We start from the raw sequence: 18,579 nt of genomic DNA on the forward strand, positions 1-18,579 counted from the left end.
GCCTGATTTACTCCGGCCGGGCTCTTGCACCGGCCTGAAATCCGTTTGCGGCCGCATATTGCGGTCTCTGGCCGGATCGTAGCCATGCACCCTATTCGAAACGGCCCGCCAGCGCCAACGCCTGTCGCAAAATCGACAAGAATTCCAAGAGATTTACGGTCGCTTTCGTTTTGCGGGAAGTCGCAAATCAGCTATGGACAACCGGCCCGTGCGGGTTAGGTATTGACGCGATATTTTTAAGCTGCCGCAACAGTTGTAGCCGGCAAGGAGCCTGAGAAAAAATGGCCGACGACGAGATCATCCTTTCGGAACTCTCCGACGACGAGTTGGTGCAGCAGATGCACGACGATCTTTATGACGGGTTGAAGGAAGAAATCGAGGAAGGCACCAATATCCTTCTCGAGCGCGGCTGGGCGCCTTACAAGGTGTTAACCGAGGCTCTGGTCGAGGGCATGCGCATCGTCGGCGAGGACTTCCGCGACGGCATCCTGTTCGTTCCCGAAGTGCTGCTGTCGGCCAACGCGATGAAGGCCGGCATGTTCATCCTGCGTCCGCTGCTTGTCGCCACCGGCGCGCCGAAGCAGGGTAAGATGGTGATCGGCACCGTCAAGGGCGACATCCATGACATCGGCAAGAATCTGGTCGGCATGATGATGGAAGGCGCCGGCTTCGATGTCATTGACCTCGGCATCAACAATGCGGTCGAAAAATATCTCGATGCCATCGAAAAGCACCAGCCCGACATCATCGGCATGTCGGCGCTGCTGACGACGACCATGCCTTACATGAAAGTCGTCATCGATACGATGAAGGAAAAGGGCATTCGCGATGACTATGTCGTGCTGGTCGGCGGCGCACCGCTCAACGAGGAATTCGGCAAAGCCGTCGGCGCCGACGCCTATTGCCGCGACGCCGCGGTGGCGGTCGAGACCGCCAAGGACTTCATGAAGCGCAAGCACAACGTCCGCGCTTCGGCCTGAGCCAATAAGTCCGGCACCGACGAGAAAAGCCGCGCCTTGCAGTGCGACTTTTTTATTCCCAAATATTTAGAGCCGTGCGGATCAGGGTTTCTTGACGGTATCGTCAACAGCCTTCGCAGTGGATTTGATATCCTTCCGACGCCGCGCACCGTGTTGGCGCAGGCCGAAACAGCCAAGGCGCAGGCGAGAATAGCGATTGGCGCGACGCGGAACAATTTCATGAATGGTGTCTCCCTCAGGATATAAATTCGCTGGACAGCAACGAAGATGGATTAGACTGGTTCCATGACTACCGCGCGAAAACAACAATCCGATCAAGGCGACAGGCTGCTCGTCATCGCCTGCGGGATGATTGCGCGCGAAGTTTTGGCGGTCAAGGAGCAGCTCGGGCTCGACCATCTCGACCTGACCTGCTTGCCGGCGGAGTTCCATTTCTATCCGGACCGCATCGCGCCGGCCATGGACAAGGCTATCGAGAAGGCCAAGACCGACGGCTACAGACACATATTCGTCGGCTATGCCGATTGCGGCACGGGTGGCCTGCTCGACCGGATCTGCGAGAAGCACGGCGTCGAGCGTATGGCCGGGCCGCATTGCTTTGCCTTCTACCAGGGCATGGATGCCTATGCGAAGGTCGCCGATGACGACATGATGTCGTTCTACATGACCGATTTCCTCTGCCGGCAATTCGATGCCTTCTTCATGAAGCCGCTCGGTCTGGACAAGCACCCGGAGCTGATCAAGGACTATTTCGGCAATTACGAGAAGCTGATCTATATCGCCCAGACCGACGACCCGGAACTCGACAAGGTCGCCGAAAAGGCGGCGAAAATGCTCGGCCTCGCTTATGAGCGGCGCTCGACCGGCTATGGTGACCTGACGGGCGAACTTAAGCGGGTGGCCTCACATCCGGAGGACGTCCGTTAGACGCCCCGCTTCGGATTATTTGCTCGCCGGTTGCGGATCCGACACGAAATCGACAACGCGGCCGTTTTCTAACCGGATCGGTCCCCTTGCAGTTGGATCCTTGCGCAACGCCTCTGCAATCAGGGCTTCGACGGTGTCGAGGTTGACTTGCAGAATTGAGGAGTCGCCCAGTTCCCAGTACTCGCCTTCATCAAAGACATCGAGCTTGTCGAAAAGAGGAGCAACTTTGCGGAGCAGCTCGATGATTTCGATATGCGCGTCCGACCCGGCAAACTGGGTCTTACAAAATTGCTGCATGAAGAGGTGCCTGTCGAACTCGAACCGAAGGGGCTCCGACTTGGGATGCGGCAGAAGCTCTATTCCTATAACCGGGCCGAGATAGTCCACGCTGCGTTCATCAACGACCCGATGGAGAACCATTTCGGCTTCGTCTATTTTCCGAAACGGCCAGCCTCGAGTGACAGCAAACGCCTCCACTTCCCGCAATAGCACAGCGTAGTGCTCGTCTTCGCGCAGCTGTCCCTCAAAATGGATCGTCACCCCCAACATGCACCTCCCCGCGCAAACGTTTTGCGATGATAGCCGCGCTTCTATTCGATCGCCAGGGCGGCAAGCACATCGGCAAAGCTCGTCTTGCAGACGAAACCCAGCCGCTTCCTCGCCCGCGACGCATCGTAGACCCGGTCGATCGACGAAAACATCGTCCAGCCTTTCTTCGTGTAGAGTGCCGGATAATCCGGAAAATAGCGCGCGACGACCGACGGCGCGTCGGCGATCAAGGCCGCGCAATCTTCGGGCTGGAAAGGCGTCGGTGCCGAGATGATGAAAGTGTCGAAGCCCAATTGCGGCGCTTTCTCCAGGGCAGCGATGTGGGCGTCGGCTGCGTCCTCCACCGTCAGCCGGCGGAACAACAGCTCATTGGCCTTGGTGTTGGCATCCGACTGTTCGATCACGTGCGCCATGTCGTCCGCCTCGGGAAAAAACCGGGCGGTGCGCAACACGATCACCGGCAGGCCGAACTGCAAATGATAGAGCCGGCAGAGCTGTTCGGCTGAAAGCTTGGTGACGCCATAGATGTTGCGCGGTTCAGGCGACATGTCTTCCGTCAGCCATGCCGCCTTGCGCGCCCCGCCGGTGAAGCCGGTGCGTATGGACTCGGAAATCATCAGCGATGTCGTCGACGTAAACACGAAGCGCTGAACGCCAAAAGCTGCTGCCGCATCGAGCAGGTTGAGCGTGCCGCGCACATTCGTCTCGACGAAATCCTCGTTGCGATGACGTTCGATGTCAGGCTTGTGCAGCGCGCCGCTATGGATGATGGCCTCGATGCGGTTCTCCTCGACCGCCCTCATGACCAGGTCGCGATCGGCGACTGAGCCGACGATTCGCGTTTCCGAGGATGGGACGGGATCGAGGCCGGTGACGTCATGACCAAGAGCCCGCAGGCGCGGCGCCAAGGCGCTGCCCAGCCAACCGGACGATCCCGTCAGCAAGATCCGCATTCTTTTGCACCTCGTTTCTGCTGTCGATGCTCAGGCACGGATGACAGAACGCGGCGAAACATTAAGGTATGCGCCAGACAAGAAAACAGCCTGCTCCAGCCAACAAAAGGGAAACGCCACCGATGATCGCTCGCCTCATGTTTGCCGCAGCAACTGTCCTCTGCTTGACCATGCCCGCGTTGGCCGATGGCGAGGTGCAGAAGCTGATAACGGCTGCCGACAAGGCGCGGCTCAACAAATATGGCGAGACGCGCAAGGCAGCGCTTGACGAGGCGAAGGCCGGCGATCCCGCCGAGGTCAAGCAGCTCGACGCTTTGCTGGCAAAGCCGCTGGTTCCCTTCTCTGACAGGGACCTGACCGGCAAATGGCAATGCCGCACCATCAAGGCCGGCGGATTGAGCCCGCTCGTCATCTATGGCTGGTTCAAATGCAAGGTGAGTGACGACGGCTCCGGCTGGAGACTGGAAAAGATCACCGGCTCGCAGCGCACCAAGGGCCGCTTCTTCGACGATGGCGAGAAACGCGCGATCTATCTCGGTTCCTTCCACGTCAACGACGATCCGGCAAAGCCCTACGGCAGCGGCCCGGAAAGCGATCAGGTCGGCTATGCCTTCCGCAACAGCGCCAGTGAATGGCGCATCGAGTTCCCGGCGCCCTATTACGAATCGAAGCTCGATATCCTCGAATTCAAGCGCTGAGCCCCGATCACCAGGGGTTAACCCGGTCAGCCTAGCATTCGCGCGCAAAGAACAGGTTCTTTGCGGGGGGGGTCGCAGAGCATGGCACTGTCGAAAACAAACCAACGGCCGATCGTCGTCGTCACCGAAGGCGGCCCGCATATCTGGGCGATCGTCAACGCCGTCGCCGATCAACTCGGCCCGGTCAGCGTCATCCTCGAAGCTCCTGAATCCAAAAAGCAATTGCTTCTCGCGCGGGCGCGGCGGCAAGGCTGGACCTCGGCCATCGGTCAACTCGGCACGATGGTGCTGACGCGCCTCGGCAAGCGCTTCTTCGCCGGCCACGCAGCACGGCTTGCCGCCGGGCAGAAGCTGCAAACCGAACCGAAGCCTGGGCAAAAGATCATTTATGTCTCGTCGGCCAACGCGCCGGAGTGCCTGCAGGCGATCGCGGAAATCCAGCCGGGTGTGGTGCTGCTCGCCGGCTGCCGCTTGCTGTCGCGGCAGACGCTGGCGAAAATCCCTTGCCCGGTCCTCAACTACCACGCCGGCATCGCCCCGAAATATCGCGGCATGAACGGCGGCTACTGGGCGCTGGCTTCAGGCGATGCGGAGAACTTCGGCACCACCGTACATCTGGTCGACGCCGGCGTCGACACTGGCGGCGTGCTGCGGCAGACGCGTGGCAAACCGCAGCCGGGCGACACAATTTCAAGCTACGCGTTGCGGCAGGCGGCCTTCTCGCGCGACATCTGCGTCGAAGCGGTCAGGGATGCGCTGGCCGGCAAGGTCGGCACGGTGGATCCCGGCCTGCCTTCGAAACAATGGTATCATCCGACGGTATGGTTTTATCTCTGGACGGGGATAAGGAACGGCGTCTGGTGACGCGCCGATTTACCGGACAGCCACCCGCCACTAACATTGCATCATGAGCGACATCGACCACCGCACCATCATTGCCGGCCTTTCGGTCGAGGACCGTCGCGACCTCACCGCCAGGGTTGACCGGCCAGGCATTGTCCGGCTGGCGGTCCATGCCGGGCTGGTTATCCTGCTAGGCGCGCTGATCGCCGCCCGCATCCCGTTCTGGCCGCTGCTCGTCTTGCCGCAGGGAATCCTGATCGTCTTCTTCTTCACGCTGTTGCACGAGACCATCCATGAAACGGCGTTCAGGACGGCGTGGCTCAATCGCGCTGTTGCCGCCGTGGCCGGCTTCCTGATCCTGCTGCCGCCGGAATGGTTCCGCTATTTCCATTTCGCCCATCACCGCCATACGCACGACCCGGACAACGACCCCGAACTGATGGCCCCGAAGCCGGAGACCATCAGCCAATATCTGCGCTATCTGTCAGGCGGCCCCTATTGGATCGCCATGGGCCGTGTGATCGCAACCAATGCGGCGGGCCGCAACCGCGACGGCTTTGTGCCGGAAAAGGGCCGCGGCAAGGTGGTTGCCGAAGCACGGCTGTTCCTGATCGGCCATGCGGCATTGCTGGCCGCATCGCTCGCCGCGCAGTCGGCGCTGCTGTTGTGGGTCTGGATCTTGCCGGTGCTGGTCGGACAGCCGTTTTTGCGTGCCTACCTGCTGGCCGAGCACGCGTTGTGCCCGCATGTCGCCAACATGCTCGAGAACACCCGCACCACCTTCACCACAAGGCTGGTGCGCTTCGTGGCTTGGAACATGCCGTACCATTCCGAGCACCATTCCTATCCGGCCGTTCCCTTCCACCGCCTGCCGCGCTTCCATGACATCGTCGCGGAGCATTTACGCACGACCGAACGAGGTTACGTGCGCTTCCACAGGAAGCTGGTCGGCAGCTACGATGGCCGCGCCGGCTGACCAGTGCTGGAAGAAACTCCGCTTTCAACCGCGGCCGTCGATTGCGTCGCTTTTGAAGGCCCCCGCGTCGTCCCATAACAAGCAGCCCAACAGCGCTTCCGGCAATGCTCGAAACCACTGCATTGGCCAAAAGATCGGAATCGATCTTCGGAGAGCACGATGCAGCGGAGTTAAATGGTAGAGCATCGTTTGTGCGTCCGATTGGACGCACGGCGCTCTGCAGGAGCAGGAAATTATGGCCGATCTGATCGTCGTCTACTGGCGCGACATCCCCGCCCAGGTCATCGTCAAGAAGGGCCGGCAGAACGCCAAGCGCGAACTGCCGCTGCGCTTCACCGAGGCGATCGACATGTGCGCCATGCGCACCGGCGCTGGCGGCACCGACGACTATCTTGCCGAATGGCGCAAGGCAGAACCCCTCCCGGTCAGTGACGATCTTGAAGCCGAGGCCGAGAAGGCTCTTCAGGAACTTGATGCGAAATACGACCGTGAGCGGCTGGTCGCTCTGGTCAAGGCGGGGGGCAAAGAAAATGTCTGATCCCCAATCAATGCCGGCGACGACGGCTCAAGCCGGCGTGACCCAGGCGACCATCGTCAAGAAGGCGGCGCCGAAATCCGACTACAAGCCGGCCGACGTGTCGCCACAGCGGCGTGTGCAGCGCTCTTTCGCGGTGCGCCTTTGGTCTGTGCGGCATTCGCGGCTGCTCGAATGGTTCTATGGCAAATTCGCCGACATGTTCCTGCTCCTCCATCCGCTGTGGAAGGGCATCGGCTACAGCCGTGTCGAAGGGCCTGTGAAATTCGTCGAAAAGCGCGTCAAGGGTTTCATGTTCGACTGCCGCATGTGCGGCCAGTGCATCCTTTCCTCGACCGGCATGTCGTGCCCAATGAACTGCCCCAAGCAATTGCGCAACGGCCCTTGCGGCGGTGTCCGCGCCAACGGCAATTGCGAGGTCGAGCCTGACATGCCTTGCGTCTGGGTCAAAGCCTGGGAAGGTTCGCGGAACATGGTGCATGGCGACAAGATTTTGGAAGTGCAGAAGCCGGTGGATCAGTCCTTGCGCGAAACCTCCGCGTGGCTGCGGGTCACCGCGCAGGCCGCGGCCGCCCGCAATGCGGCCCGGAATACTACGAAGACCGGAGCGTCGGCATGATCGGCCGTCAGCCAGACGAGAATCCGGCCGGCATCCATTTGCCGCTCGATCCCCTGCCCGGCCACACCTCGCGTGGCCGGCTGGAACGCGTCCTCAGGCGCGGCGAGTTCGCAGTGACGACCGAGCTCAATCCGCCTGACAGCGCCGATCCGGAAGACGTCTACAACCGCGCCAGGATTTTCGACGGTTGGGTCGACGCCATCAATGCCGTCGACGCTTCCGGCGCCAACTGCCACATGTCGTCGGTCGGCATCTGCGCGCTGCTGACCCGCATGGGCTATGCCCCGATCATGCAGATCGCCTGCCGCGACCGGAACCGCATCGCCATCCAGGGCGACGTGCTTGGGGGTGCTGCGATGGGCGTCGCCAACATGCTGTGCCTGACCGGCGACGGCGTGCAGGCCGGCGACCAGCCCGGCGCCAAGCCGGTGTTCGATCTCGACTGCATGTCGCTGCTCGAAACCTGCCGCGTTATGCGCGATAACGGCAAATTCCTGTCCGGCCGAAAACTCACGACGCCGCCGCAGCTTTTCCTTGGCGCGGCCATCAACCCGTTCGCGCCGCCGATCGATTTCCGGCCCTATCGGCTGGGCAAGAAGATCGCCGCCGGGGCACAGTTCGTGCAGAGCCAGTACTGCTTCGACGTACCGATGTTCCGCACCTACATGCAGAAGGTCCGCGATCTCGGCTATACCGAGAAATGTTTCATCCTGTGCGGCGTCGGGCCGCTGGCCTCGGCCAAGACGGCCAAATGGATCCGCTCCAACGTACCGGGCATTCACATTCCCGATCAGATCGTCAAGCGCCTGGAAGGCGCCCAGGATCAGAAGAAGGAAGGCAAGCAGCTCTGCATCGACATCATCAATGAGGTGAAGGAAATTCCCGGTGTATCCGGCGTCCATGTGATGGCCTACCGCCAGGAAGAATACGTCGCCGAGATCGTCGACGAATCCGGCGTGCTGAAGGGTCGCCGGCCGTGGAAACGCGAAATCCGCCGCGACGACCAGCTCGTTGCCGACCGGCTCGACCACATACTGCATGACGACCTCACTGAAACCCAGGTCGACATGGTCAAGACCGCGCATTGACAGCGCGAATCGTCAGCATTCGCTTGATCAGAAACAGATAACGATATAAAGAACTCTTTATATCACGATGGAGAGATTTCATGACCCGGACCATCGTCGCCTCGGCGACACGAGAAATCATCATCGGCTTCGATCAGCCCTTCTGCGTGATCGGCGAGCGCATCAACCCGACCGGCCGTAAGAAACTGGCCGCCGAAATGATCGCCGGCAATTTTGAGACCGTCATCAAGGATGCGCTGGAGCAGGCCGCCTGTGGGGCGACCATGCTCGACGTCAATGCCGGCGTCACTGCAGTCGATCCCAACGCCACCGAGCCGGCGCTGCTGGTGCAGACGCTGGAGATCGTGCAAGGCCTGGTCGACCTGCCGTTGTCGATCGACTCCTCCGTGACTGCGGCAATCGAAGCGGCGCTGAAGGTCGCCAAGGGCCGGCCGCTGGTCAATTCCGTCACCGGCGAGGAGGAAAAGCTCGAAGCCATCCTGCCGTTGATCAAGAAATACAACGTTCCCGTCGTCGCCATTTCCAACGACGAGACCGGTATTTCGATGGACCCCGATGTGCGCTTCGCCGTCGCCAAGAAGATCGTTCAGCGCTGTGCCGACTTCGGCATTCCGGCGCATGATGTGGTCGTCGACCCGCTGGTCATGCCGATCGGCGCGCTGGGCGATGCCGGCCGCCAGGTATTTGCCCTGCTACGCCGGCTGCGCGAGGAGCTCAAGGTCAACACCACCTGCGGCCTCTCCAACATCTCGTTCGGCCTGCCGCACCGTCATGGCATCAACGCCGCCTTCATCCCGATGGTGATCGGCGCCGGCATGACCTCGGCGATCATGAACCCGGTGCGGCCGCAGGAAATGGAAGCGGTGCGCGGCGCCAACGTGCTGAACGGCACCGACGAGAACTGCACCAACTGGATCAGGACCTACAAGGACTACAAGCCTGCTGAAGGCGGCCAGGCCGTTGCCGCCCGGACGCAGGTCAACGCGCCGGGCGATGGCAATGGCAATGGCGGACGCAGGCGCGGCGGCCGCGAAGCGCGTATGGCGCGGGGTTGAGCCAGGTCTTGGCCGACACGATATGGGGCCTAGGACTGGGGAGGAACCGAGACACAGCGGCATCGCTGCCGTGGCCAAGACCCGAGCTGCGTAGAAAGTAAAGTCTGGAACGTATGAACTCTCCCGTCAACATCACCGATCCGCTCGTGCTGTTCATGCCGTCGGGCAAGCGCGGGCGGTTTCCGGTCGGCACGCCGGTTCTGGATGCCGCGCGCCAGCTCGGTGTCTATGTCGAGAGCGTGTGCGGCGGGCGTGCCACTTGCGGGCGTTGCCAGATCGAGGTGCAGGAAGGCAATTTCGCCAAGCACAAGATCGTTTCCTCCAACGATCACCTCTCGCCCAAGGGCGCCAAGGAAGAGCGCTACGAGCGCGTACGCGGCCTGCCCGAGCGCCGCCGGCTGTCCTGCTCGGCGCAGATTCTCGGCGATCTCGTCGTCGACGTGCCGCAGGACACCGTCATCAACGCGCAGACCATCCGCAAGGACGCCGACACCAGGGTCATCGCCCGCGATGCGGCAATCCGCATGTGCTATGTCGAGATCGAAGAACCCGACATGCACAAGCCGCTCGGCGACCTCGACCGTCTGAAGATCGCGCTGATGAAGGACTGGGGCCTCAAGAGCCTCGATTTCGACTTCCATCTGTTGCCGCAGGTGCAAGGTATTTTGCGCAAAGGCAACTGGACCGCGACCGCCGCCATCCACAAGGACACCGACAGCGAGACCGCACGGGTCATCGCTTTGTGGCCCGGCCTCAAGAACGAGGCGTACGGACTTGCCTGCGATATCGGCTCGACCACGATCGCCATGCATCTGGTGTCGTTGCTGTCGGGCCGCGTCGCCGCCTCGTCGGGCACATCCAATCCGCAGATCCGCTTCGGCGAGGATCTGATGAGCCGTGTCTCGTACGTGATGATGAACCCGGACGGCCGTGAAGGTATGACGGTCGCCGTGCGCGAGGCCATTTCGGGGCTTGTGGACAAAGTCTGCACCGAAGGCAACGTCCAACGCAACGACATCCTGGATTCCGTGTTCGTCGGCAATCCGATCATGCACCATCTGTTCCTCGGCATCGATCCGACCGAGCTCGGCGGCGCCCCCTTCGCGCTAGCCGTCTCCGGCGCCGTGCACATCAAGGCATCGGATATCGGTTTGAAGCTCAACCAGGGCGCCAGGCTCTATATGCTTCCTTGCATTGCCGGCCATGTCGGCGCGGACGCTGCCGCAGTGACGCTGTCGGAAGGGCCGCACCGCCAGGACGAGATGATGCTGATCGTCGATGTCGGCACCAATGCCGAGATCGTGCTCGGCAATCGCCACCGGGTCGTGGCGGCCTCATCGCCAACTGGCCCGGCCTTCGAAGGTGCGGAAATCTCCGGTGGCCAGCGCGCCGCACCGGGTGCCATCGAGCGCGTCCGCATCGATCCTGAAACGCTGGAACCGAAATACCGCGTCATCGGCTCGGAACTCTGGTCCGACGAGCCGGGCTTCCTCGACAGCGTGCAGGCGACCGGCGTCACCGGTATTTGCGGCTCCGGCATCATCGAGGTGGTCGCCGAGATGTATCTCGCCGGCATCATCTCCGAGGACGGCGTCGTCGATGGATCGCTGAGCGGCCACTCGCCTCGCGTCGTCGCCAATGGCCGCACCTTCTCGTATGTGCTGAAGGAAGGCGAGCCCAAGATCACCATCACCCAGACTGATGTGCGCGCTATCCAGCTTGCCAAGGCCGCCCTTTATGCCGGCACCAAGCTTTTGATGGAAAAGCAGCACACCGATCATGTCGACCGCATCCACTTCGCCGGCGCATTCGGCTCGTTCATCGACCCGAAATACGCAATGGTGCTGGGCCTGATTCCGGATTGCGACCTCGACAAGGTCTCAGCCGTTGGCAATGCGGCCGGCGCCGGCGCCCGCATGGCGCTGTTGAACCGTGGCTATCGCCGCGAGATCGAGGAAACCGTCAGCAAGATCGAGAAGATCGAGACGGCGCTGGAGCCGAAATTCCAGGAGCACTTCGTCTATGCCATGGCGCTGCCGAATAAGATCGACCCGTTCCCCAAGCTCTCGGCGGCGGTGAAACTGCCGCCGCGCAAGACGGTGAGCGAAGACGGCATTGCCGGCGACGCCGCTCCGCGGCGGCGTTCGCGCGAAGGCCACGCCGCGCGGCGCGGGCGGGGATGACTCGCCTCCGATAGGCCGTCAGACCTTCCATTTTTCATTTGTATGCAAATGTTTCCAGATCGCGCCGATCTGGAAACGAAATCGCGTTTTCGTGAAATCCGCCAGATACATAGGCGGAGCATTTAACCGGCATCGAACGGCAGGCGGAAACAGTTTTCGGCCACCGCAACGCTCCAAGGAGATCAAGATGTCGATGTTCGAAAGCTTCGGCCGCTATGGTGCGGCCTTCAAGAAAACACGCGAAGCGCGCAAGTCGCTGCGCATCCTCAACAGCTTGCCGCCTGAGATCCAAAAGGACATTGGCTGGCCGGTGTCGCCGCGTTCGAGCGAAAGGCAGCTTTCGGTCGGATGGGGCATGCAGCGCGGATGAAATTCATCGACAATGAAAGCTGCTCGGTATTCGCCGGAGCCGCAATGCGGCTCCGGCTGCACCCAGCAATTGGCTGCGCGCCGCGTTGCTGCCGCGGCGTTGAGCTGCGCCGGTAGGCCAGAGACTTCATGGCCGGACGCTTTGTCGACAGCTGGGATCAAACGACCGTGTTGAGATTGCATCAATCTTGACTTTTTTGGTGGCGACACAATCTTCGAAATAGTCGGGGGGTTCTCTTAGTCGGCTCAGCCGAAGTCCGTGTATCTGCATGCCCAGTCTCAAAAGCCATGTCGTGTCGTTCGTCCTCAGGTACAGCCGCAAGAAGGCGTTTTCCAGCCCCGAGAACCTGCAGCGCTGGATCGCCTATGCGCGCAAGACGGAAAACCATCAGCCGCCTGCGTCGCTGCGGTCACGCCTGGAGATCACAACCCGCACGATCAACGGCTTTCCCGTCTACGAGATCGCGCCCAAGGCTGGCGAGCGGAAGCGGATTCTCTACCTGCACGGCGGCGCTTACGTCTTCGAAATCACCCCCTATCATTGGCGGCTGATCGCCGACATGGCCGACCGTCTCGGGTTCGGTATCACTGTGCCGATCTATCCCATTGCTCCCGAACACGATTTCCACGCCATGTTTGGTATGGTCGGCGCTGTCTACCGCCTGATGTTCGGCGAAACCAGCGCGAATGACATCATCTTCATGGGCGATTCCGCCGGCGGAAACATGGCCGTCGTGCTGACGATGATGGCTGCGCAAAATGGCCTGCCCTTGCCATCACGCCACGTGCTGATTTCGCCCGGTCTCGACGTGTCGCTCGCCAACCCAGAAATGTATGAGGCCGAACGCAACGATCCGTGGCTGGGCATTGCCGGCGGCCGCGAGGCGATCCGACTTTACAGCGCCGGCATAGATCCCACCGACTGGCGGATCAGCCCGGTTTACGGCGACCTGTCGGTGCTGCCCAAAACGCTGCTGCTGACCGGTTCACGCGATCTGCTCACCCCCGACAATCTGATCTTCGCGGAAAAGGCGCGCGCGGCCGGCGTCGAAATTGAGATCGTCCACGAGCAAGGCATGTTCCATGTCTGGCCGTTGATCGACATGCCGGAGGCGCGACGCGCGCGGGACAGTATAGTGGCCTTCTTGACCAACGAAACTGACAGTTACCATGCCAAGGCAGGAGAGTTGTCGCTGCAGAGGACAGGCCGCGACGGAACCCCTCGCGATCTGGTTGCGCCGCTCAGGTCGTAGTTTGGGTAAGAACTTCCCAGTTTCCCTGAACATCTCAAACGTCGCGCGGATATGGTCGGCGACTGCCTTCACCGGCGCGCTGGCGTCCGGCGTCACCACCATGGCGAGGTTGTAGGTGCCGATGTCAGGCATGCCGTCCTTCGGGCACAGCTCGACCATGTCGCTGCCGAGGAAGGATTTCGGCAGCGGCGCCACCGCAAGATCCGCCATGATCGCGGCGCGCTGGCCGGCCGTGTGCGCGCTCATATAGGCGATACGGTAATTGCGGCCCTCGCGGCCAAGCGCCTCCAATGCCCCTGCCCGCCAGGCACAGCCCTCTTCCCACAATGAGACCGGCAGCGGCTCGCGCAGATGCGCGCAACCGCCCTTGGCACCGGCCCAGACGATCGGCTCTGTGAGCAGCACTTCGGCGCCGATCGCGCTGGTCTTGTAGGAGTTGGTGAGCAGCGTGATGTCGAGCGCCCGGTCGTCCATGCGCCGGCGCAGATTGACGCTCTGGTCGATGGTGACGTCGACCGCGATCGATGGATGCGACTGTGCGAACCGCTTCAGCACATGCGGCAGCACACGTTCGCCGTAATCGTCCGGCGAGCCGAGCCGCACCACCCCGACAATGTCTGGAATGATGAACTTCGACACCACCTCGCGATTGATCGACAGCAGCCGGCGCGCATAGCCGAGCAGCATCTCGCCATCGGTGGTCAGCGTCACCGAACGGGCGTCGCGCGCGAACACCGAGCGGCCGAGAATGTCCTCCAGCTTCTTGATCTGCATGGAGACGGCCGACGGCGTGCGGAAGACCGCATTGGCCGCAGTGGTGAAGCTGCCGGTCTCGGCGATCGCGACGAAAGTGCGCAGAACATCCAGATCGAGCAGCGGCAGCGGATGATTGAGTGGGGCGTTCATGGCAAGCGACCTTCAATTTTTCTGATGCAAACCATCATTCCATTTCGTTTGATTGAACATCAGTTTGGGAGGATAGTCAACTCCATCGAAGGCAGGACGCATCGAAGTGGTCCCGAAACAACCATGACACGGACCTGCAATCGACACGAAATGAAGCTGAAACAAACCCGGTGTACCGCCTGACGCTGCAAGCGCCGGGACAACCCGGCCCAACGCGAAGGAGAATGAGATGTCTATCCTGTTATCCATCGGTCGGATCGCGACCGAGTTCAGCGAGGCCCGTGCCCGCTACCAGACGGAACGCGCCATCCGCGCGCTGCCGATTGAACTGCAGAAGGATATCGGCTGGCCTGAAGCTGCCGATGCCAAGGCCGGCACTCGCCATGGTGTGGGATCCTGGGCTGGAGCAAAGTAAACCGTGTGTATCAACAGCTGAAGGCCTGCCGCGCAGATCAGCCCGGCAGGCCTTTTTGTTTGTACTCCAATGATTTTCCCGAGCCATGTCGCCGTCGCATGCCGCATATGAGCAAGTCGCATAGCAGCCCGCACTGGCAATCAACACATTGTAAATAATCGAAAATCCGGGGCAGAATGCCCAAATTTGTCGCATTCCGTGTCGCTTTTCATATCAAGTGCTTCGCTTTTGCGATTTAGTTTCCCCTCACGTAAGCCTATATCATCATCAACAAACGAGCTGCCCCACTCCATCAAGCGAAGGCGACCCGTCTGAGCAACCGAATGGAGATGATCATGAAGCTTTTTGCCCGCCTCTTTGCCCGTCGCGAAATGAACCTGACGACCGCGCTCGAGCGCCAGCGCCTGGCCAACACCATGCCTGGCCAGACCGGTGCCATGGCTGCCGCGCGCCTCGGCTTCGTCGCCTGAGACGCGGCAATCCCGGCGGAAGCAGCCTAGCGCTGCTTCGAAGTCGATCCAGCGCCGCTTCGGTTTTGCCGAGGCGGCGTTTTCGTGTGCGCAGACTGCGTAGGCTCGTTTGGTCGATCCGGCGGCATGTCGCGTCCTTCGCCGCATAGCGATTGCCCATTTGCGACCCGTGTCGCAAATAAAGTCGCTCCGTTGCCATCTAGCCAATTGACAGGAAACGTCTTTCCTGATGTCGCTATGCTAATCGCGACATCCTGTTCGCGCCATTGCAGCGTGAGGATCTACCCGTGAACGTCGTAAAGCACCCGATCCGGCGATCGTTCGTATTCTTCCTGGTCCCCGATTTCACCATGATCGCCTTCGCGACGGCGCTCGATCCATTGCGTTCGGCCAACCGCATGCTCGGCTATGAAGCCTATCGCTGGCGGCTCGCCAGCATCGACGGCAAGCCGGTGCGCGCCTCGAACGGCGTCGAATGCGCCGTCAACACCTCGCTGGAGGAAGAGCGCAAGAAAATGTCCGGACCGGACCGGCCGAACATGGCCATCGTCTGCAGCGGCATCAATGTCGAGCGCTACCAGAACAAATCGGCCTTTGCCTGGTTGCGCGAGGAGTACAATCGCGGCGTTGCCGTCGGCGGCCTGTGCACCGGCGCGCATATCCTGGCCGCCGCAGGCCTGCTGTCCAACAAGCGCTGCGCCATCCATTGGGAGAACCTGCCGGGCTTTTCCGAGGCGTTCCCCAAGGCCAATGTCTTCGCCGACCTCTTCGAGATCGACCAGAACATCTACACCTGCGCCGGCGGCACCGCCGCGCTCGACATGATGCTGAAGCTGATCGGCGACGATTTCGACGAAAGCCTCGTCAACCGCGTCTGCGAGCAGGTGCTGACCGATCGCGTGCGCAGCCCGACCGACCGCCAGCGCCTGCCGCTGCGCGCCCGCCTTGGCGTGCAGAATTCCAAGGTTCTGACCATTATCGAGCTGATGGAAGCCAATCTCTCCGAGCCGCTCTCGCTGATCGAGGTCGCCGACCATGTCGACCTGTCGCGCCGGCAGATTGAGCGCCTGTTCCGCACCGAGATGGGGCGCTCCCCTGCCCGTTACTATCTGGAGATCCGCCTCGACCGCGCCCGGCACCTGCTGATCCAGTCGTCGTTGCCGGTGGTCGAAGTGGCGGTCGCCTGCGGCTTTGTTTCCGCCTCGCATTTCTCCAAATGCTATCGCGAGTTGTACGCCCGCTCGCCGCAACAGGAACGCGTCGACCGCAAGCAGCTTCTGGCGGCTTGATCCAGCACGTTTCGCGGGCGCGGCCGAAATTGTCATGACATTGTCTGGCGAAATGTGGTATCCCTCAATCGAGAGGTACCAATGACGACCAGAACCACCAGATCGGAAAAACTGGACTTGCGCCTTACCCCCCAGGCAAAGCGTACACTCGCAACCGCCGCCGCGACTGAACGCCGTTCGCTCAGCGATTTCGTGCTTGAAAGCGCGCTTGCACGAGCCGAAGAAACATTAGCCGACCGGCGCAGCTTCCATCTCGACGCCGAAAAATGGGTCGCGTTCATGGCAGCGCTCGACGCGCCAACGCGTGATCTCCCCCGCCTCAAGCGCCTATTGAACGAACCAAGCATCTTTTCCGGTCGCGATCCAGCGTGAGCGAATTCCAGATCGAGAAACTGGCCCGCAAGCATTTGGTGGACATGTTCGACTGCGGTGAAGAACCGCTCAATCGCTTTCTCGTACGCTATGCATTCCAAAACCAGCAAGCCAATGCTTCGCAGACCTACATTGGTCTCTCTGGCGAAGATGTGATCGGCTTTTATACCCTGGTCGTTGGTGAACTTAAATATGAGGGTGCGCCCGAGCGATTGACGAAAGGTCTCGCACGCCATCCGGTGCCTGTAATGCTGCTGGCGCGTCTTGCGGTCAGTCTGGACTGGCAAGGCAAAGGCGTCGGCGGCGGACTGTTGCGCGATGCCGTCCTGCGCAGTTTGCAGGCGGCCGATATTGCAGGTATCCGCGCGGTCGTCGTCCACGCCAAGAACGACGGCGCCCGCACGTTTTACGAGCGCTACGGATTCGCGCAATCGCCGACGGACCCGCTGCATCTTTACGTGCTTATCAAGGACTTACGAAGTCTCTGAGCCGTTCAGGCGCCTTGCTGACCCGACTATATCTGCGCCGTGCGCATCGCCTCGACGCGGATATCTTCTGTCAGCCGCGCCTTCAGTGCCGAAAACTCCGGGCTGGTCTTCAGCGTGTAGTGGCGCGGATGCGGCAGGTCGACGGCAACGTCCGATTTGATGCGGCCCGGCCGTGCCGTCATCACGACCACGCGCGACGCCATGAAGATCGCCTCCTCGATGTCGTGGGTGACGAACAGCACCGTTTTTTGCCGGCGCTCCCAGATGCCGAGAAGCAGTTCCTGCATCAGCCCGCGGGTCTGGTTGTCGAGTGCGCCGAACGGCTCGTCGAGCAGCAGAATCTCCGGATCGTTGGCCAGTGCCCGGGCAATCGCGGTGCGCTGCTGCATGCCGCCGGAAAGCTGCTTCGGCCAATGGTTTTCAAAACCTCTCAGCCCGACGAGATCGACGTAAGAAGCGACGATTTCGCTGCGCTCGTGCTCGGCCATTCCACGTTCGCGCAGGCCGAAGGCGATGTTCTCGGCGACCGTCAGCCACGGAAACAGCGTATAGGACTGGAAAACCATGCCGCGGTCTGGACCGGGCCGGTCCACCACCCTGCCGTCGAGCAGAACACGTCCCCCACTCGGCGCTTCGAGGCCGGCGACGATCCTGAGCAGCGTCGACTTTCCACAGCCGGATGGCCCCAGGATGGTGATGAAGTCGTTGGCGGCGACCGCCAGATCGATCGGCATCAGCGCCTTGACCGGCTGCCCACCGCCGACACCGGCGAAGCTGCGCGAGACGCCTTCGATGAGCAGCTTGCTCACGCCAGGCTCCATGGAAACAGCCAACGGTTAAGCGCCTTGAAGGCGAAATCGGACAACAGCCCGATCAGGCCGATGACGATGATGCCGAAGATGATCTGCCCTGTCGCCAGCCGCGACTGGCTGTTGATGATCATGTAGCCGATGCCCGACGACGAGCCGATCAGCTCGGCGACGATGACATAGGTCCAGGCCCAGCCGAGCACCAGCCGCAGGGTCTCGGCAATCTCCGGCGCATTGGCCGGCATGATCACGCGCCGCACGATGCCGTTGTCGGACGAGCCAAGCGTGTAGGCCGCCTCGACCAGGTCGCGCCGTGTGCCGCCGACCTTGACCGCGATGATCAGGATGATCTGGAACACCGAGCCGACGAAGATCACCAGCAGTTTTTCGAGCTCGCCAACGCCCGCCCACAGGATGAGCAGCGGGATGAAGGCCGATGCCGGCAGATAGCGGGCGAAGGAGACGAACGGCTCCAGGAACGCCTCCACGGGCTTCCAGGCACCCATCACGATGCCGAGCGGCACGGCAACGATGGCCGCCATCAGGAACCCGCCGAAGACGCGCCAGATGGTGATAAGGATGTCGAGCCAGAAGCGGTCCTCGACCAGCAGCCGCCAACCGTCTCTCACCATCGACAGCGGATCGGCAAGGAAAATGCGATTGACGTGGCCGCCAAGCGTGATCCACGCCCAGAACGCCACGAACAGCACGAAGAACGAAATGCCGAGCACGGTTCGAATGCCCGGCGAGACCGGATGCAAGGGGCGCGGCATCTTCGACCGTCCTCTGATCTGAATGAAAA

21 protein-coding genes and 1 pseudogene are annotated in these 18,579 nt (G+C 61.4%); 17 read left to right on the forward strand and 5 right to left on the reverse strand.

Annotated elements, in window-relative coordinates; translation table 11 throughout:
- Positions 1-281: 281 nt before the first annotated feature.
- Together NKI58_RS19630 and NKI58_RS19635 are read left to right on the forward strand one after the other, a co-directional pair.
- The gene (locus NKI58_RS19630; RefSeq protein WP_023676506.1) at positions 282-980 is read left to right on the forward strand and encodes a cobalamin B12-binding domain-containing protein; all 699 of its coding nucleotides are present in this window, start codon (positions 282-284) and stop codon (positions 978-980) included.
- A 285-nt stretch (positions 981-1,265) separates the two neighbouring features.
- Positions 1,266-1,907, forward strand: coding sequence for a DUF1638 domain-containing protein (locus NKI58_RS19635; RefSeq protein WP_023676508.1), 642 nt, complete (start codon positions 1,266-1,268; stop codon positions 1,905-1,907).
- Positions 1,908-1,922: 15 nt separating this feature from the next.
- On the opposite strand, the gene NKI58_RS19640 is transcribed toward NKI58_RS19635, so the two are convergent.
- Positions 1,923-2,453 carry a hypothetical protein gene (locus NKI58_RS19640; RefSeq protein ID WP_156937334.1) on the reverse strand — a complete coding sequence of 177 codons (531 nt, stop codon included), beginning with the start codon at positions 2,451-2,453 and terminating at the stop codon, positions 1,923-1,925.
- Positions 2,454-2,497: 44 nt separating this feature from the next.
- On the reverse strand, positions 2,498-3,409 hold the full coding sequence (locus NKI58_RS19645) for an NAD-dependent epimerase/dehydratase family protein (protein ID WP_031211725.1): 912 nt from the start codon (positions 3,407-3,409) through the stop codon (positions 2,498-2,500).
- Positions 3,410-3,531: 122 nt separating this feature from the next.
- Between NKI58_RS19645 and NKI58_RS19650 the strand changes: the two genes are divergently transcribed.
- The 10 genes from NKI58_RS19650 to NKI58_RS19695 all read left to right on the forward strand — a co-directional run bounded on the left by NKI58_RS19650 (position 3,532) and on the right by NKI58_RS19695 (position 13,028).
- The gene (locus tag NKI58_RS19650) at positions 3,532-4,107 is read left to right on the forward strand and encodes a DUF4893 domain-containing protein (RefSeq protein WP_023676510.1); all 576 of its coding nucleotides are present in this window, start codon (positions 3,532-3,534) and stop codon (positions 4,105-4,107) included.
- 81 nt (positions 4,108-4,188) lie between these two features.
- Entirely contained in the window at positions 4,189-4,971 is a 783-nt protein-coding gene (locus tag NKI58_RS19655) for a formyl transferase (RefSeq protein WP_352587656.1), read from the forward strand.
- A 43-nt stretch (positions 4,972-5,014) separates the two neighbouring features.
- Positions 5,015-5,926 (forward strand): fatty acid desaturase, encoded by a 912-nt coding sequence (locus NKI58_RS19660; RefSeq protein ID WP_352587653.1) that lies wholly within the window; start codon positions 5,015-5,017, stop codon positions 5,924-5,926.
- A gap of 235 nt (positions 5,927-6,161) precedes the next feature.
- Positions 6,162-6,464 carry a virulence factor gene (locus tag NKI58_RS19665; RefSeq protein WP_352452105.1) on the forward strand — a complete coding sequence of 101 codons (303 nt, stop codon included), beginning with the start codon at positions 6,162-6,164 and terminating at the stop codon, positions 6,462-6,464.
- Entirely contained in the window at positions 6,457-7,080 is a 624-nt protein-coding gene (locus NKI58_RS19670; RefSeq protein ID WP_352454616.1) for a methylenetetrahydrofolate reductase C-terminal domain-containing protein, read from the forward strand. Before NKI58_RS19665 ends, NKI58_RS19670 begins: the two co-directional genes overlap by 8 nt.
- Positions 7,077-8,168, forward strand: coding sequence for a methylenetetrahydrofolate reductase (locus tag NKI58_RS19675; RefSeq protein WP_023676515.1), 1,092 nt, complete (start codon positions 7,077-7,079; stop codon positions 8,166-8,168). The genes NKI58_RS19670 and NKI58_RS19675 overlap by 4 nt, the downstream gene beginning before the upstream one ends.
- A gap of 80 nt (positions 8,169-8,248) precedes the next feature.
- The gene (locus NKI58_RS19680) at positions 8,249-9,223 is read left to right on the forward strand and encodes a methyltetrahydrofolate cobalamin methyltransferase (protein ID WP_023676516.1); all 975 of its coding nucleotides are present in this window, start codon (positions 8,249-8,251) and stop codon (positions 9,221-9,223) included.
- A 113-nt stretch (positions 9,224-9,336) separates the two neighbouring features.
- Entirely contained in the window at positions 9,337-11,406 is a 2,070-nt protein-coding gene (locus NKI58_RS19685) for an ASKHA domain-containing protein (RefSeq protein WP_352452107.1), read from the forward strand.
- A 187-nt stretch (positions 11,407-11,593) separates the two neighbouring features.
- Positions 11,594-11,776, forward strand: a complete 183-nt coding sequence (locus NKI58_RS19690; protein ID WP_352587649.1) for a hypothetical protein — start codon at positions 11,594-11,596, stop codon at positions 11,774-11,776.
- A 268-nt stretch (positions 11,777-12,044) separates the two neighbouring features.
- Positions 12,045-13,028, forward strand: coding sequence for an alpha/beta hydrolase (locus tag NKI58_RS19695; protein ID WP_352587646.1), 984 nt, complete (start codon positions 12,045-12,047; stop codon positions 13,026-13,028).
- Positions 13,029-13,037: 9 nt separating this feature from the next.
- Here NKI58_RS19695 and NKI58_RS19700 read toward each other — a convergent pair.
- Positions 13,038-13,934 (reverse strand): annotated as a pseudogene (locus NKI58_RS19700) (LysR substrate-binding domain-containing protein); the annotation flags it as partial.
- 229 nt (positions 13,935-14,163) lie between these two features.
- On the opposite strand from NKI58_RS19700, the gene NKI58_RS19705 reads away from it, so the two are divergent.
- From NKI58_RS19705 to NKI58_RS19725, 5 genes are all read left to right on the forward strand, one after another.
- Entirely contained in the window at positions 14,164-14,349 is a 186-nt protein-coding gene (locus NKI58_RS19705; RefSeq protein WP_023676522.1) for a hypothetical protein, read from the forward strand.
- A gap of 335 nt (positions 14,350-14,684) precedes the next feature.
- Complete coding sequence (locus NKI58_RS19710) at positions 14,685-14,819, forward strand: hypothetical protein (protein WP_013894968.1); 135 nt, start codon at positions 14,685-14,687, stop codon at positions 14,817-14,819.
- A 350-nt stretch (positions 14,820-15,169) separates the two neighbouring features.
- Positions 15,170-16,108, forward strand: a complete 939-nt coding sequence (locus NKI58_RS19715) for a GlxA family transcriptional regulator (RefSeq protein ID WP_348625928.1) — start codon at positions 15,170-15,172, stop codon at positions 16,106-16,108.
- An 81-nt stretch (positions 16,109-16,189) separates the two neighbouring features.
- Positions 16,190-16,480, forward strand: coding sequence for a type II toxin-antitoxin system TacA family antitoxin (locus NKI58_RS19720; protein WP_352477597.1), 291 nt, complete (start codon positions 16,190-16,192; stop codon positions 16,478-16,480).
- On the forward strand, positions 16,477-16,968 hold the full coding sequence (locus NKI58_RS19725) for a GNAT family N-acetyltransferase (protein WP_352826904.1): 492 nt from the start codon (positions 16,477-16,479) through the stop codon (positions 16,966-16,968). The genes NKI58_RS19720 and NKI58_RS19725 overlap by 4 nt, the downstream gene beginning before the upstream one ends.
- Positions 16,969-16,994: 26 nt before the next feature.
- Here the strand turns inward: NKI58_RS19725 and NKI58_RS19730 are convergent, their stop codons facing one another.
- Together NKI58_RS19730 and NKI58_RS19735 are read right to left on the reverse strand one after the other, a co-directional pair.
- The gene (locus NKI58_RS19730; RefSeq protein ID WP_352786979.1) at positions 16,995-17,777 is read right to left on the reverse strand and encodes an ABC transporter ATP-binding protein; all 783 of its coding nucleotides are present in this window, start codon (positions 17,775-17,777) and stop codon (positions 16,995-16,997) included.
- Positions 17,774-18,550, reverse strand: coding sequence for an ABC transporter permease (locus NKI58_RS19735; RefSeq protein ID WP_023676527.1), 777 nt, complete (start codon positions 18,548-18,550; stop codon positions 17,774-17,776). The genes NKI58_RS19730 and NKI58_RS19735 overlap by 4 nt, the downstream gene beginning before the upstream one ends.
- Positions 18,551-18,579: the final 29 nt, after the last annotated feature.

This window comes from Mesorhizobium sp. M0522 (assembly GCF_040321085.1).
In the GTDB taxonomy this organism is placed as follows: Bacteria; Pseudomonadota; Alphaproteobacteria; order Rhizobiales; family Rhizobiaceae; genus Mesorhizobium.